10 protein-coding genes are annotated in these 15,651 nt (G+C 67.5%); 2 read left to right on the plus strand and 8 right to left on the minus strand.

All coding sequences use genetic code 11. The features are described 5' to 3' along the window. The first annotated feature begins 34 nt into the window (after positions 1-34). A complete protein-coding gene (locus tag H6900_10745) occupies positions 35-1,327 on the plus strand; it encodes a glutamine synthetase (protein MCC0073751.1) in 1,293 nt (430 codons plus the stop codon). A gap of 10 nt (positions 1,328-1,337) precedes the next feature. Continuing rightward, positions 1,338-1,652, plus strand: coding sequence for a 2Fe-2S iron-sulfur cluster binding domain-containing protein (locus tag H6900_10750; protein ID MCC0073752.1), 315 nt, complete (start codon positions 1,338-1,340; stop codon positions 1,650-1,652). 100 nt (positions 1,653-1,752) lie between these two features. Here H6900_10750 and H6900_10755 read toward each other — a convergent pair whose 3' ends face one another. The 8 genes from H6900_10755 to H6900_10790 all read right to left on the minus strand — a co-directional run bounded on the left by H6900_10755 (position 1,753) and on the right by H6900_10790 (position 15,553). Continuing rightward, positions 1,753-3,378 carry an alpha-D-glucose phosphate-specific phosphoglucomutase gene (locus tag H6900_10755; GenBank protein ID MCC0073753.1) on the minus strand — a complete coding sequence of 542 codons (1,626 nt, stop codon included), beginning with the start codon at positions 3,376-3,378 and terminating at the stop codon, positions 1,753-1,755. Positions 3,379-3,381: 3 nt separating this feature from the next. Next, positions 3,382-5,199 (minus strand): 4-alpha-glucanotransferase, encoded by a 1,818-nt coding sequence (gene malQ / locus H6900_10760; GenBank protein ID MCC0073754.1) that lies wholly within the window; start codon positions 5,197-5,199, stop codon positions 3,382-3,384. After that, entirely contained in the window at positions 5,199-7,277 is a 2,079-nt protein-coding gene (glgX, locus tag H6900_10765; protein MCC0073755.1) for a glycogen debranching protein GlgX, read from the minus strand. The genes malQ and glgX overlap by 1 nt, the downstream gene beginning before the upstream one ends. Further along, positions 7,274-8,728 carry a glycogen synthase GlgA gene (glgA, locus tag H6900_10770; protein MCC0073756.1) on the minus strand — a complete coding sequence of 485 codons (1,455 nt, stop codon included), beginning with the start codon at positions 8,726-8,728 and terminating at the stop codon, positions 7,274-7,276. Before glgA ends, glgX begins: the two co-directional genes overlap by 4 nt. Further along, positions 8,725-9,990 carry a glucose-1-phosphate adenylyltransferase gene (gene glgC, locus H6900_10775; GenBank protein MCC0073757.1) on the minus strand — a complete coding sequence of 422 codons (1,266 nt, stop codon included), beginning with the start codon at positions 9,988-9,990 and terminating at the stop codon, positions 8,725-8,727. Before glgC ends, glgA begins: the two co-directional genes overlap by 4 nt. Beyond that, the gene (glgB, locus tag H6900_10780) at positions 9,987-12,176 is read right to left on the minus strand and encodes a 1,4-alpha-glucan branching protein GlgB (protein MCC0073758.1); all 2,190 of its coding nucleotides are present in this window, start codon (positions 12,174-12,176) and stop codon (positions 9,987-9,989) included. Before glgB ends, glgC begins: the two co-directional genes overlap by 4 nt. A 65-nt stretch (positions 12,177-12,241) precedes the next feature. Beyond that, complete coding sequence (locus tag H6900_10785; GenBank protein MCC0073759.1) at positions 12,242-14,626, minus strand: glycogen/starch/alpha-glucan phosphorylase; 2,385 nt, start codon at positions 14,624-14,626, stop codon at positions 12,242-12,244. A gap of 267 nt (positions 14,627-14,893) precedes the next feature. Next, on the minus strand, positions 14,894-15,553 hold the full coding sequence (locus H6900_10790) for an alpha/beta hydrolase (protein MCC0073760.1): 660 nt from the start codon (positions 15,551-15,553) through the stop codon (positions 14,894-14,896). Between the last annotated feature and the right edge of the window lie 98 nt (positions 15,554-15,651).

Here is a 15,651-nt window from a genome sequence, read left to right on the forward strand (position 1 = left end):
CCGGACCAGAACACGACAAGGGAGACAATGAAGAATGCGCGACCGACTGAGACCCGTCTGGTGTGACCACCTGTCCATTCTGCGCGGAAAATACCTGCCACAGGAAAAGATCGGCTCGGGGGGCACGCGCTTTGCCCAGCCCTGTTTTGCGGTGCATTACGACAAGGACCTGATCGTCGATGCCCCCGGCACCGCCTGCCTCGAGGGGCTGCCGGACATGGAATTGCGCTGGGACGCCGCCGATATCCGCGCCGGATGGGAGCCGGGCGTGCATATGGTGACGGGCGACCTGTATGACCGGGCGGGCCGGCTGATCCCCATCGCCGGGCGCGCGGCGCTGAAACAGGCGCTGGCGGACTGGGCGAAACACGGGCTGACCCCCAAGGTCGGGATCGAGTTCGAGGCTTTCGCCTTTACCCGCGCCGAGGACGGCAGCCTGCAACCCTATGACGTGCCGGGCGGGCATGTTTACGGCGGCGGGCCGTTCAACGACCCGCTCGGCTTTACCGACGCGGTGTGGGAGGCCGCCGAGGACGCGGGTTTCAGGCTGGATCTGGTGACGACCGAATACGACACCCCGCAGTATGAGTTCACGCTGACCTTCGACGAGGCGCTCAAGGCCGTGGACGAGGCCGTGATGTTCCGCCAGCTCGCGCGCGAGGTCGCCTATCGCAAGGGGGTCATCCTCAGTTTCCTGCCCAAGCCCCTGTTCGACCGGGGCGGATCGGGGATGCATGTCAACCTGTCCTTTGCCGATGCGACCGGCGCCAATGCGCTCAGCGCGGGGCCGATCGGCGGGATTGCCGGGCTGAACGATCTGGGGCGCGGCTGTCTGGCGGGCTGGATGCGTCACCACAAGGGGCTCGCCGGTCTGGTTTCGCCCAGCGTCAATTCCTATGCGCGGCTGCAACCGGCGTCGATGTCGGGCTATTGGTGCAACTGGGGCGAGGATCACCGTGGCGTCACCGCCCGCGTCTCGGGCGAGGGCGGCAAGAAGGCGCGCCTGGAACACCGGATGGCCGACGCGGCCGCGAACCCCTATGCGGCGGTCGCCGCGGTGCTGCAAGCGGCGCGGTTGGGTTACGAGGGCCGATACGACCTGCCCGAGGCCGAGACCGAGGATTGCTTCATGGGGCAGAAAGCCGCCTATGGCACGGCCGAGTCCCTGGCCGGCGCGCTGGACGATCTCGAGGCCGACACCGCTCTGGTCGCGGCCATGGGGGCCGAATACTGCGCCCATCACGTGCACATGAAGCGGGTGGAAATCGACAAGACCAAGGACATGACCCCGGAACAGGCCCGCGATTTCTCGATCTGGTTCGTATGAGGAGACACCGATGAAAGCCACCTGGATCCTGCCCGACGGCCGCGAGATTACCGCCGAGGTGCCCGCCGGCCATTCCCTGATGGAGGCGGCCGTGTCCGCAAGCATTCCCGGCATCATCGGCGAGTGCGGCGGCACGATGAGCTGCGCCACTTGCCACGTGCATGTGACGGACGGCTGGCGCGACAAGGTCGGCGGCCCGTCCGATTTCGAGGATGCGATGCTCGACATCGTCGAAGGACCGCGCACCGAAGCCTCGCGCCTGTCGTGCCAGATCGAGATGTCCGACGCCCTCGACGGGCTCGTGCTCAAGGTCCCGTTCGAATAGGCCCAGGGGCCGCAAAAGCGCCCTCACCGATCCGGGAATACGGAAAACCGGCGCTCTCCCAAGGGGCGCCGGTCGTCATTTGGGTCCGGTGCGGCTGCGCTCAGGTGATGACGTCGGGTTCGGCGCGTCCGGTCCGTGCCGCGATACCGGCCAGGGCTTCGACCGCGGCGATCACGGGGGCCAGGGCGGCTTGCGGGTCCTGGCCGAAATCGGTGCCGTCGAAGCGTTCCAGGTAGACGCGCAGCGTCGCGCCCTCGGTTCCGGTGCCGGAAAGCCGCAGCACCGCCCGAGCCCCGCCGTGAAAGCGGATCTGCACGCCCTGCGCGGTCGCGACCGATCCGTCCACGGGGTCCGTATAGGCGAAATCCTCGGCGCTTTCGACAATCAGTGCGCCGGCTTGTCGCCCGGCCATCGCGGGCAGGGCCGCGCGCAGGTCGGCCATCAGCGCGTTTGCGACATCGCTGGCAATGGCCTCGTAGTCGTGGCGCGAGTAGTAGGTGCGGCCGAATTCGGCCCAGTGGTCGGCCATGACCCCGGCGACAGACTGGCGTCGGACGGCCAGGATGTTCAGCCACAGCAGCACCGCCCAGAGCCCGTCCTTCTCGCGGACATGGTCGGACCCGGTGCCGGCCGATTCCTCGCCGCACAGCGTTGCCAGTCCCGCGTCCAGCAGGTTGCCAAAGAATTTCCAGCCCGTCGGCGTGGCGTAGCACGGCAGGCCGCGCGCCGCCGCGACGCGGTCCACCGCGCAAGAGGTCGGCATCGACCGCGCGACGCCCTTCAGCCCGCCCGCATAGCCCGGCGCCAGATGCGCGTTGGCGGCCAGCACGGCCAGCGAATCGGACGGGGTCACATAGCAGTCCCTACCGACGATCATGTTGCGGTCGCCGTCGCCGTCCGAGGCTGCGCCGAAATCGGGGGCATCGGCGCCGTGCATCGTGTCCATCAGATCCCTGGCCCAGACCGGGTTCGGATCGGGATGGCCTCCGCCGAAATCCGGCGAGGGGGTGGCATGGACCACCGAGCCCGGCGCGGCGCCCAGCCGGCGTTCCAGGATTTCCACCGCATAGGGGCCGGTGATGGCGTGCATCGCGTCGAACCGCAGCCGGAACCCGCCTTGCAAAAGTGCGCGGATCGCCTTGAAATCGAAAAGCGTTTCCATGAGCGCCGCATAGGCGTCCACGGGGTCCACGACCTCGACCGTCATCGCGCCGAGCGGGGCTTCGCCCAGCGTGGCCAGGTCGATGTCCGACGCATCGAGGATGCGATACTCCTGGATCGTTTCGCTGGCGGCATGGATCTTGGCGGTGACGGTTTCGGTCGCCGGTCCGCCGTTCGCCATATTGTATTTGATGCCGAAATCCTCGTCCGGGCCGCCCGGGTTGTGGCTGGCCGACAGGATCACCCCGCCGTCCGCGCCCCGGACCCGGATCAGGTTCGAGGCCGCCGGCGTGGACAGGAACCCGTTCTGCCCGACGATCACCCGCGCCGCGCCCGAGGCCGCGGCCATTTTCAGGATGATCTGCACCGCGCGGTCGTTGAAGAACCGCCCGTCGCCGCCCAGGACCAGGGTCTGCCCCTCGATCCCGCCGATCCCGTTCCAGATCGCCTGCACGAAATTCTCCAGATACCCGGGTTGCATGAACACGCGGGTTTTCTTGCGCAGGCCCGATGTGCCGGGCTTCTGACCGGCGATCGGTTGGGTGGGGATGCGGTGCAGGGGCATGGTCTATCCGTTTCTTCCGGCGTCTTGCATGATGCGGCCCGTGTGCTCCAGCGTTGGGGCGGAAATGAGGCCCGACAGCGGCAAAGGCAGGCGCCGACGCCAGTTCGGGTGCTCATGCAGGGTGCCGGGCAGGTTGCATTGCTCGATCGCGCCGGCCAGATCCTCGCCCTGGACGGCGACCAGCGTGCTGGCGGCGCGCGACAGAAAGCGGTGCAGGCCGGTCAGGTCTCCGCCGCCCGCCACCGCGTCAAAGGCGGCGACCTCGGCCTGGCGGGCGGTTCTGGCAGCGGCCGGATCGGCGAGTTCGCCCAGTTCGGCGCGCCAATCGAGATCGCGCCCCTGACGCCAGCCCAGCCAGGTCGGCAGGTCGTGGGTGCCCCAACTGGCCAGGGCCGTCGGCGTATAGGCGTCGGGCGTCAGAAAGGCGCCGGTCCCCTGCCAGTCGCGTTCGAACATGGCCACCCGGCAGCCCATCACGCCCGAAGCATCGAGCGCGTCGCGCAGCCCGTCGGGGATGGTGCCCAGGTCCTCGCCGATGATCGCGGCGCCCGCGCGCGTGGCCTCGATCCGCAGCACCGCCAGCAATTCGTCGCGCGGCATGGTGACGTAGAGCCCGGGCAACCCGTCGGGCAGCCAGAAACTGCGTTCGAGCCCCAGGATGTGGTCGATTCTGAGCAGCCCGCAGAACCGCAACTGCGCCCTGAGGGTCTGGGCAAAGGCGGCATAGCCGGTGGCGCGCAGCACGTCGGGGCGCATCGGCGCCAAGCCCCAGCGCTGCCCCGAGGGGCCCAGCAGATCGGGCGGCGCGCCCAGGCTCACGCCCTGCGCAAAGAGGTCGCGCTCGGCCCAGGTTTCGGCCCCGTGGGGATGGGTGCCGACCGCGATGTCGAGATACAGCCCAAAGGGCATTCCCGCCGTCTTCGCCCGGGTCTGGCTGTCGAACAGTTGCGTTTCGGCCATCCACTGGGCCCAGGCGTGGAACCGCAACCGTTGCGCGCGTTCGCGCGCAAAGCGTTGAACCTCGGGGCTTTTGGGGTCCTGATAGGGCAGGGGCCAGGCGCCCCAATAGCCGCCCTGAACCTCGCTCAAGGCCTGGTGGGTGACGAATTCCTCCAGCGCCGCGCCGCCGTCGCCGCGCCAGGCCTCGAAGGCGGCGCTGCCGGTAAAGGCGGCAAACGCATCCTCGAGCGCGGCCCGCTGGGCGCGGATCGTGCGCGGATAGTCGATCAATTCGCCGGTTTCCGGCAGCGGCGTGCCGGTGTCGATATGCAGCGTGTTCAGCCGCCGGCGGTGCGACGGCGCATAGGGGCTGAAACTGTTGGCATCGGTGGGAAAGCCCGCGTGAATGGGGTTGATCCCCACGAAGGCGGCGCCGTGGCGGGCCAACCCTTCGGCCAGGGTGCCCAGTTGGGGATAACGGCCCATGCCGGCGCGTTCGCCCTGCCACAGCGCGAACAGCGGCACGGTCAGGCCCCAGCGGCGGGACGGGGCGGGCAGGCGCGGCGGCGCGGCCAGCAGGTGCACAAGCCAGCCGTTGTGGCGTATGCGGTGGTAGCCCACGGGCAAGGGCGGCAGCGTCCCCTCGCCCCGGAGTTCCGCGCCGTCCTCGGTGGTCAGCACCCAGGGGCCGGGGCCCCAGTCCTTGGGCTGGCCGGCGGCGATGGCCAGGCTTGTCGCCTGCCGCAGCCCGTCGGGCAGCGCGCTGAGCGCCGCCAGGACTGCGCGGCGGCTTTCCACGGGCGCCTCCTGCATCCGGCCCGCGCCGTCGCGGTAGACCCAGGTCAGACCCGCGCGGCGGCAAGTGTCGTCGAAGTCGCTCATCAACTGTCTTCCAGAACCAGGGCCGAGACCGAATGCGCCGGCACCGACAGCTTGCCATAGGCGATGCGTTCGGGGGGGGCGTCGGGGGCATAGGTGTTGATCCGGCGCGACCAGATCTTGCCGTCGGGGGTGGGGGTCAGGGTCACGTCCAGCGCCCCGCCCGCGTTGAAGATCAGGAACACCGCGTCCTCGAGATCGGCATAGGCGGGCGTCCCCGAGGCGGTGCGCAATTCGACGCAGACAAAGCTCAGCGCCGGGTCCTCCCAGTCGGCCGGGGTCATGCGGCGGCCGTCCGGGTGCCACCACAGCACATCGGACTTGCCGTCCGAAGTGCGCGCCTTGGAATGCAGGAACAGCTTCTGGCGCAGGATCGGGTGGTTCTTGCGGAAGGCGATCAGCCGGCGAGTGAAGGCCAGCATCGCGTGATCCACGTCCGACCAGTCCAGCCAGGAGATCGGGCTGTCCTGGCAATAGGCGTTGTTGTTGCCCTGCTGGGAATGGCCGATCTCGTCGCCGGCCAGGATCATCGGCGTGCCCTGGCTCATCAGCAGCGTTGCCATCAGGTTGCGCCGTCTCAGCGCGCGGGCCTGAATCACCTGCGGCTCGTCGGTGGGCCCCTCGTGGCCCATGTTGTCCGAGTAGTTCTCGGAATGGCCGTCGCGGTTGTTCTCGCCGTTGGCCAGGTTGTTCTTCTGCGAATAGCTGACCAGGTCCATCAGGTTGAACCCGTCATGCGCCGAGATGAAATTGATGCTGGCTGTGGCCGACCGGCCCGAGTGGTCGAACTGGATCGCCGATCCGGTGATCCGCGCGGCCAGCTCTGGCGCCGGGCGATGGTCGCGCCGCCAGAACCGGCGCACGCCGTCGCGGAACTTGTCGTTCCATTCGTGGAACGGGTGCGGAAAGGCACCCAGCTGATAGCCGCCCGGGCCGATGTCCCAGGGCTCGGCGATCAGCTTGACGCGGTTCAGGACGGGGTCTTGCCGGATCGCGGCGAAAAAGGCGGCGTTGGGCTGGAACCCGCCCTCGTCGCGCGCCAGCGTCGAGGCCAGGTCGAAGCGGAACCCGTCCACGCGCATCACTTCGACCCAGTAGCGCAAGCTGTCCATCACCATGCGCAGCACCATCGGGTGGTCCAGGTTCAGCGTGTTGCCGCAGCCCGTGTCGTTGATGTAGTGGCGCGGATAGGGGGCCAGCCGGTAGTAGCTGCGGTTGTCGATGCCGCGAAAGCTCAGCGTCGGGCCCAGTTCCGAGCCCTCGCAGGTGTGGTTGTAGACGACATCCAGGATCACCTCGATCCCGGCCGAATGCAGGCGCGCGACCATGTGCTGGAATTCGTTGATCTGGCCGTTGGTCAGATAGCGCGGTTCGGGGGCGAAGAAGTTGAGCGTCTGATAGCCCCAGTAGTTCGTCAGCTTCTTCTCGATCAGCCAGCGGTCGTTGAGAAAGCTCTGCACCGGCAGCAGTTCGACCGCGGTGATGCCCAGCGTCGTCAGATGGTCCAGCATCCGGTCCGAGGCCAGCCCCAGAAACTTGCCCGCGTTCGGCACGTTGGCCAGATGGGTCAGCCCCTTCACATGCGCCTCGTAGATCACGCTCTCATTGGCGGGAACCACGGGCGGGCGGTCGTTGCCCCAGTAAAAGCTGGGGTCCTCGACCACGCATTTGGGCATGAAGCGCGCCGAATCGCGGGTGGAAAACGTCAGGTCCAGCGTCTTTGAGCCCGGGTTGTAGCCGAACAGGGCGTCCGACCAGCGCGGATGCCCGGTGATGCGCTTTGCATAGGGGTCGATCAGCAATTTGTTGGGGTTGAAGCGGTGGCCGTCCTCGGGGGCATAGGGGCCGTGCACGCGGTAGCCGTATTGCTGCCCGGGACACAGGCCGGGCACCCGGCCATGCCAGACCCAGCCGGTGCGCTCGGGCAGGCGCAGGCGGTGGGTCTCGCGCATCCCGTCGGGGCTGAAGAGGCACAGCTCGACCGCGGTTGCATGTTCCGAGAACAGCGCGAAATTCACGCCGTCGCCGTCGAAGGTGGCGCCGATCCTGTCGTGGCGCCCGCGTTCGATGGTCAGGGTCATCGGGTCTCCATCCGTTCCCGTGCTAGCCGGTCGTAGAGGGCGGCGTAGCGGGGTGCGCTGGCCTCCCAGCCGACCGGGTGTTTCATCGCGTTGCGCTGCATCCGCCGATAGGCGCGCCGGTCGGACCAGAGCGCGGCGAGTTGGCTCAACGCCTGCGCCAACGCCCGAGGGTCGTTCGGCCGGTGGGTGATGCCGGTGGCGCAGCCGACGGCAAGCGCGGCGGCGTTGGCGTGGATCACGGTGTCCGCCAACCCGCCGGTGCGCGCCACCACCGGCACCGCGCCGTATCGCAGCCCATACATCTGCGTCAGCCCGCATGGTTCGAAGCGCGAGGGCACCAACACCGCGTCGGCGCCGGCGAACATGCGGTGGCTCAACCCCTCGTCATAGCCGATCCGCACGCCGACATGCCCGGGATTGGCGGCCGCGACGTTCAGCCAGGCGTTCTCGAGGCGGCGGTCGCCCGATCCCAGCAGCGCCAGTTGCCCGCCGCGTTCGGTCAGCGCGGGCAGGGCCGTCAGCAGCAGGTCCAGCCCCTTTTGATCCGACAACCGCGACACGACCACGCACAGCGGCCCCTCGGCCGGTGCCAGGCCGAATTCGGCCCTGAGCGCGCGCTTGTTCGCCGCCTTGCCGCCCGGCGCGGAAAAGCGGCGAATGACGGGGTCCCGCGTCGGGTCCCAGGCGTCGGTATCGATGCCGTTGAGGATCCCCGTCAGGTCATGCGCCCGCGCCCGGATCACGCCGTCCAGACCCATGCCGAAATCCTCGGTCGCCAGCTCCTGGGCATAGGTCGGGCTGACCGTGGTGATCGCCTGCGCGCCCGTCAGCCCGGCCTTCAGCGCCGAGATATGGCCGTAGTATTCGAACCCGTCCAGCGTGAACCCCTCGGCCGGCAGACCCAGGGCTTTCAGCCGCTCGGCGCCGGTCAGGCCGTGAAAGGCAATGTTGTGGATCGTCATCACGCACGGTTGCGCCGCGCCCGCGCTGGCCATGTAGAGAGGGGTCAGCCCGGCCTGCCAGTCGTGCAGATGCACCACCTCGGGGCGCCAGCCCTTGATGCCGTCGGCCGCGATCAGCGCCGCCGCCAGGTTCAGCACCGCAAAGCGCAGGTCGTTGTCGGGCCAGTCGTTGCCTTGCGCGTCCAGATAGGGCGAGCCGTCGCGGTCATAGAGTGCCGGCGCATCCAGGATCAGCAGGTCCAGCCCCCCCGCCGTCGCCGCCAGCAGCCGCACCGGCGTGCCCAGAAGGTCGGGCAGCTCCGCCGCCACCCTGGGCCGTTTCAGCGCCTTCATCACGCCGCGATACCCCGGCAACAGGGTGCGGATCGCCCAGCCCCGCGAGGCCAGCGCCGCGGGCAGGGCGCCCACGACATCCGCCAGGCCCCCGGTCTTGACCAGCGGCGCGCATTCCGACGCGACCGCCAGAACCGGGCGCGCGGCGGCGCTCATGCCAGGCCCTCGCGGCGGTCCAGCATGGCCTGGGTGATCAGCGTGACGCCCGAGTCGGTGACGCGGAACCATTTGCGGTCCTCGTCGGGATCTTCGCCCACGACCAGCCCCTCGGGGATCTCGACGCCGCGGTCGATCACCACCCGGGTCAGGCGCGCGTGGCGCTGGATCGTCGCATAGGGCAGCACCACCGCCTGATCCAGCGACGACCAGGAATTCGAATGCACGCCCGTGAACAGCAGCGAGTTGCGCACCTCGGTCCCCGAGATGATGCACCCGCCCGAGACCAGCGACGACAGCGCCGTGCCTCGGCGGCTTTCCTCGTTATGGATGAACTTGGCCGGCGGGACGCTTTCGGAATAGGTCCAGATCGGCCAGTTGCGATCCCACAGGTCCAGCTCGGGGTCGAAATCGGTCAGGTCGAGGTTCGCCTTCCAGAAGGCATCGACGGTGCCGACGTCGCGCCAATAGGCGATCGCGTCGCTGCGGTGGCGCACGCAACTGTCCTCGAAGCGGTGGGCCATCGCCTTGCCGTTTCGAACCACGGTCGGAATGATGTCGCCGCCGAAATCCCGGCTCGAGGTCTTGTCGTGGGCGTCGTCCATCAGCAACTGGCGCAGGAACTTCCAGCGGAAGACATAGATCCCCATCGACGCCAGCGCATGGCGCGGATCGTCCGGCAGGCCCGGCGGGTTCTTGGGCTTTTCGACGAAATCGGTGATCCGGCCCGAATGGTCCACCGTCATCACGCCAAAGGCATGGGCGTCCGCGCGCGGCACGGTCAGGCAGCCCACGGTGACGTCGGCGCCGTTCTCGACATGCTCGCGGATCATCACCTCGTAGTCCATCTTGTAGATGTGATCGCCTGCCAGAATGACAACGTAATCAATGTCATAGCTGTCAACGATGTCGATGTTCTGATAGACCGCGTCGGCGGTGCCCATGTACCAGTTGGTTTCGTCCACCCGCTGCGAGGCCGGCAGGATGTCCAGGTATTCATTGCGTTCCGCGCGAAAGAAGTTCCAGCCGCGCTGGCAGTGGCGGATCAGCGAATGGGCCTTGTATTGCGTGGCCACGGCCATCTTCCGGATGCCCGAGTTCAGCGCGTTCGACAGGGCGAAATCGATGATCCGCGTCTTGCCGCCGAAATAGACCGCCGGTTTGGCGCGGTGGTCGGTCAGCTCCTTCAGACGGCTGCCGCGACCGCCGGCCAGAATGAAGGCCATGGTCCGGCTGGACAAGCGATTGCTCGACGGGGTCATCGGGGAACCTCGGGGGTCAGGAACAGGGTGGAAAGGGGCGGCAGCACCACGTCGGCGCTGTGCGGCTGGCCGGCATGGGCCGGGCCGTCGGCGACGACCGCGCCCAGGTTGCCGCGGTTGCCCCCGCCATAGAGCGCGGCGTCGGTGTTCAGGGATTCGGTCCAGCGGCCGGGGCGGGGCAGGCCCAGCGTCCAGCGCCGTTCCACCGGCGTAAAGTTCGCCACCACCGCGACAGGCGGGTGGCCGTCCTCGCCCAGCCGCAGCCACGAGAACACCGATTCCGCCCGCGCCTCGCGGTCGATCCAGGCGAAACCCGCCGGCTCGGCATCGCGGACATGCAGCGCGGGATGGGCGCGATACAGCGTGTTCAGGTCGCGCACCAGGCGTTGCAGCCCGGCGTGACCCGGCACCTCGAGCGCGCCCCAGTCCAGCGGCTGGTCGTGGTTCCATTCCTGCCCCTGGGCGAATTCACACCCCATGAACAGCAGCTTCTTGCCCGGGTGCCCCCACATGAAGCCGTAATAGGCGCGCAGATTGGCCAGTTTCGTTGCCGGATCACCCGGCATTTTCTGCAACATCGACCCCTTGCCGTGCACCACCTCGTCATGGCTGATCGGCAGGACGTAATTTTCGCTGAACCCGTAGACCAGGCCAAAGGTCATCAGATCGTGGTGGTGGCGGCGGTGGATCGGGTCGTGTTCGATGTAGCGCAGGGTGTCGTTCATCCACCCCATGTTCCACTTGTAGCCAAAGCCCAGCCCGCCCGCGTGCACCGGCGTGGTGACGCCGGGCCAGGCGGTGCTTTCCTCGGCCACGGTCATCAGGCCGGGCGGCCCCTCGCCATAGGCGAGCGTGTTCATCGTCTTGAGAAAGTCGATCGCCTCGTAGTTCTCGCGCCCGCCGTCCTTGTTGGGCACCCAGGCGCCGGGCCCGCGCGAATAGTCGCGATACAGCATCGAGGCCACCGCATCCACCCGCAGCCCGTCCAGGTGGAACGCGTTCAGCCAGTAGGTCGCGTTGGCGGTCAGGAAGTTGCGCACCTCGGTCCGGCCAAAGTTGTAGATCAGCGTATTCCAGTCGGGGTGGAACCCCTCGCGCGGGTCGGAATGCTCGTAGAGATGCGTGCCGTCGAACTGGGCCAGGCCGTGCGGATCGTTGGGGAAATGCGCGGGCACCCAGTCCATGAGCACGCCGATCTTGCGCCGGTGCGCGGCGTCGATCAGCGCGCGCAGGGCATCGGGGTCGCCGTGGCGGCTGGTCGGTGCATAGAGGCCCGTCGGCTGATACCCCCACGAGCCGCCGAACGGGTATTCGGCCAGCGGCATCAGCTCGATATGGGTGAAGCCCATGTCGGCGGCATAGGCGACCAGGTCCTCGGCCGCCTCGCGGTAGCCGAGCGCGCGCCCGTCGCGGTGGCGCCAGCTTCCCAGATGAACCTCGTAGATGGAAATCGGCGCCTCGCGTGCGTTGCGGCCCAGCCGCTGGCGCATCCATTCGTCGTCTTGCCAGTCGTGGGCCGGGGGTGGCGCGACGATCGAGGCCGTCGCGGGCGGCAGTTCGGCCATCCGTGCCAGCGGATCGGCCTTGAGCAGGGCGGGGCCATCCTGGGGCAGGATCTCGAACTTGTAGGCCTCGCCGGCGCGCAGCCCGGGCAGGAAGATCTCCCACACGCCGGCGCCGCATCGCCGCATCGGCGCACGCCGCCCGTCCCAGGCGTTGAACGGCCCGACCACCGACACCCGCCGCGCGTTCGGCGCCCAGACGGCGAAATGCACGCCGTCGGTGCCCTCGTGCACCATCGGATGGGCGCCCAGGGCCTGCCACAGGCGGCGATGCGTGCCCTCGGCGATCAGGTGCAGGTCCAGGGCGCCCAGCACCGGACCAAAGCGGTAGGGGTCCTCGAACTCCCACCGGCGGGTGCCGTCGGTCGCACTGAGCCGGTAGCGTCGCCGCCGGCCGAGGTCGCCCACGAAAACCCCGTCGCCGCGCGGTTCCAGGGCAATCGGTTTCGACGCGGTCAGCGCCACCATCGCGGTGGCGTGGGGATCGAAAACCACCAACGCGCCGGTTCGCCCGCGGTGCCTGGGGCCAAAAACCGCAAAAGGATCAGCGACGTGCCCGGACAGGATCGCCGCCACGTCAGCCGAAGAGATGTCACAGGATGTAGATGTGTTCGCCCGGGTCATGCGCAATTTGTGGCGCAGGCCCGGGCGATTTACAACGGGATTTGTTAACCTTTTGCGCGAGCGCGTCAGATCATCGGTCGGATTGCCCAGACATCGCGCATGTAGCCCTGGATCGTGCGGTCGCTGCTGAACCAGCCCGACCGTGCGGTGTTCAGCGCGGCCATGTGGGTCCAGCGGTCGGCGTCGAACCAGGCCGCGTCCACCTGCCGCTGCGCGGCCCAGTAGGCGTCGAAATCGGCGCAGACGGTGAAGTAATCGTGGTCGCGCAGATTGTCGGTCAGGGCGCGGTAGGTCTGCGGGTCCCCGTGAGAGAACTGGCCCGCGTCGATCGCCGCGATGGCCTGTTGCAGGCGCGGGCTGGCGTCGATCGCGTGGGCCGCGTGGCGCGGGTCCTTGCGGCGCTCGACCACCTCGTCGGCGGTCATGCCGAAGAGGAAGAAATTCTCGGGCCCCACCAGTTCGCGGATTTCGACGTTCGCCCCGTCCAGCGTGCCGATGGTCAGCGCGCCGTTCAGGCTGAACTTCATGTTGCCGGTGCCTGAGGCCTCCTTGCCGGCGGTCGAGATCTGCTCGCTGAGGTCAGCGGCCGGGATCAGGCGCTCGGCCATGGTGACGTTGTAGTTGGGCGGGTAGACCACGCTCAACAGATCGCGCGTCACCTTGTCGGCGTTGATGACCCGGGCGACGTTGTTGATCAGGTGGATGATCTCTTTCGCCATGACATAGCCCGGCGCCGCCTTGCCGCCGAAGATCTTGACGCGCGGCGCCCAGCCGGCATTCGGATTGGCGCGGATCGCTTGCCACAACGCGATGGTTTCCAGGATGTTCAGGTGCTGGCGCTTGTATTCGTGGAAGCGTTTGACCTGCACGTCGAACATGGCGCGCGGATCGACCGAGATCCCCATTTCGCGACCGATCCATTCGGCCAGGTGGGCCTTGTTCTCGGCCTTGACGGCGCCAAAGGCGTCGCGGAAGGCGCGGGTCTCGATCGCGGGTTCCAGCGCGCGCAGACGGTCGAGATTGGCCTCCCAGCCCGCGCCGATGGTTTCGGTGATCAGGGCCGACAGGCCCGGGTTCGCGCCCTTGAGCCAGCGGCGCGGGGTGACGCCGTTGGTTTCGTTGACGATGCGCCCGGGATGCAGCGCGTTCAAATCGGCAAAGACGGTCGATTTCACCAGCTCGGTGTGCAGCGCCGAAACGCCGTTGACGCGGTTCGCCATGATGAAGCTCAACTCGCCCATCTTGACCTCGCCACCCTCGAGGATGCGCGACTTGCGCGCCGGGAACTGGCGGGCATGCAGGTCGTCGATGCGTTCGATGATCTGCATGTGACGCGGCAGGACCTGCGCCATCAGGCTTTCGGACCAGCGTTCCAGTGCCTCGGGCAGCAGCGTGTGGTTGGTGTAGCCAAGACAGGCGCGCGCGGTATCCACGGCCTGTTCGAACGCCATGCCGCGTTCATCGTGCAACAGGCGCACCAGTTCCGGCCCGGCGATGGCGGGGTGCGTGTCGTTCATCTGGATCGCGACGCGCGACGGCAGGGCCGAGAGTTCGCTGTGCTCGGCCGAGAACCGGCGCAGGATGTCCCTGAGCGAGGCGGCGGTGAAGAAGAATTCCTGCTTCAGGCGCAGTTCCTTGCCCGGAGCGGTGGTGTCGTCGGGATAGAGCACGCGGCTGATCGTGCGGGCCAGGGCCTCGGGCGCGGCGGCACCCTGGAAATCGCCCTTGTTGAAGGCCGCCAGGTCAAAGGCGGACAGCGGTTCCGCCCCCCACAGGCGCAGCGTGTTGGCCCATTTGCCCTGCCAGCCGATGACCGGCGTGTCATAGGCCTTGGCGATGACGGCGTCCTCGGGCGTCCAGACGGCGGCGCGGCCGTTTTCCGCCACCGCCCCGCCAAAGCCGATGCGGAAGGCGGCCTCGGGGCGTTCGAATTCCCAGCCGTGCGATTGGCGCAGCCAGTCCTCGGCGGTTTCGACCTGGCGACCATCCGGGCCAAAGCTCTGGCGGAAGAGACCGTGTTCGTAGCGGATGCCGTAGCCATAGGCCGGGCAGCCCAGGGTGGACATGGAATCCAGGAAACACGCCGCCAACCGTCCCAGGCCGCCATTGCCCAGCGCCGCGTCCGGCTCGTCGTCCAGAAGGGTGCGGAAATCATGGCCCAGCCCTTGCACGGCTTCGCGCGCGGCTTCGGTCAGGCCGATGTTCATGATCGCGTCTTCCAGCAGACGGCCGATCAGGAATTCCATCGACAGGTAATAGACGCGCTTGGCCTGCGCGGCATAGGTGGCGCGGGTGGCGCGGAACCAGGGTTCCACAACCTTGTCGCGGATCGCCAGCGTCAGCGCCATGCGCATGTCGTAGACACTGGCGTGCGCCAGGTCCTTGCCCATCGAGAATTCCAGATGCTTGAGGATCGCTTCACGCAAATCGTTGGCGTTCATCGGCAACATGTCCTTGCTGATCGCTGTCGGCAGCCAGCCGCTGAGGCTGCTGGTGCCCTTGTCGAACGTCATCGAACGGGTGGTTCTCATGTCCTGCTCCTGCTTCCTGTGCCGCCATGCGGTCCTGTTGACCGGCACCCGCATGGTGAGTGCCCATGCTGCCAATTTGCCGGGGAAACGGGCCAAATCGGGGCGGGGATGGACTGGTTTGTGGACAAAAGCAGGGTAAATTTGCAGCCGCCGGCCGGATTGTTCACATTCGGGGCGGCTGCGCGGTCAGCGCGTCACCTCGGACAGGCGGCGCTTGACGTAGGTTTTCACCGTATCCAGCATCGGTTGCATATGCGCCTCGTCGTCGCGGAAGAAGTGGTCCGCGCCTTCGATTTCCGAATGCGTGATGGTGATGCCCTTCTGTTCGTGCAGCTTGGCGACCAGATTGGCGACATCCTTGGGGGGCGCGACCCGGTCGGCCGACCCGTTGATGATCAGCCCCGAGGCCGGGCAGGGCGCCAGGAAGCTGAAATCATAGAGATTCGCGGGCGGCGCGACCGAGACGAAGCCGGTGATGTCCGGCCTGCGCATCAAAAGCTGCATCCCGATCCAGGCGCCAAAGCTGAACCCCGCGACCCAACAGTGCCGGGTGTTCTGGTTCATGCTTTGCAAATAGTCCAGCGCGGCAGCCGCATCGCTGAGCTCGCCAATGCCCTGATCGTATTCGCCCTGCGACCGCCCGACCCCGCGGAAGTTGAACCGCAGAACCGAGAAGCCCAGCGAATGAAAGGCATAGTGCAGGTTGTAGACGACCTTGTTGTTCATCGTCCCGCCGAACTGCGGATGGGGGTGCAGGACGATGGCGATGGGGGCGTCGCGGTTGGGCTGGGGGTGGTAACGGCCTTCGAGGCGGCCATCGGGACCGGCAAAAATGACTTCGGGCATCCGCGGACCTTGTGCTCGCTCATACGGGGTTCCGGCGCGCGCTTCCTTTGTTGACAAAAGAAGTCAGCATACCTAGAACGGTTCTAAACTCTGTCCCG

Origin of the sequence: Rhodobacter sp., assembly GCA_020637515.1 — a bacterium.
In the GTDB taxonomy this organism is placed as follows: Bacteria; Pseudomonadota; Alphaproteobacteria; order Rhodobacterales; family Rhodobacteraceae; genus Pararhodobacter.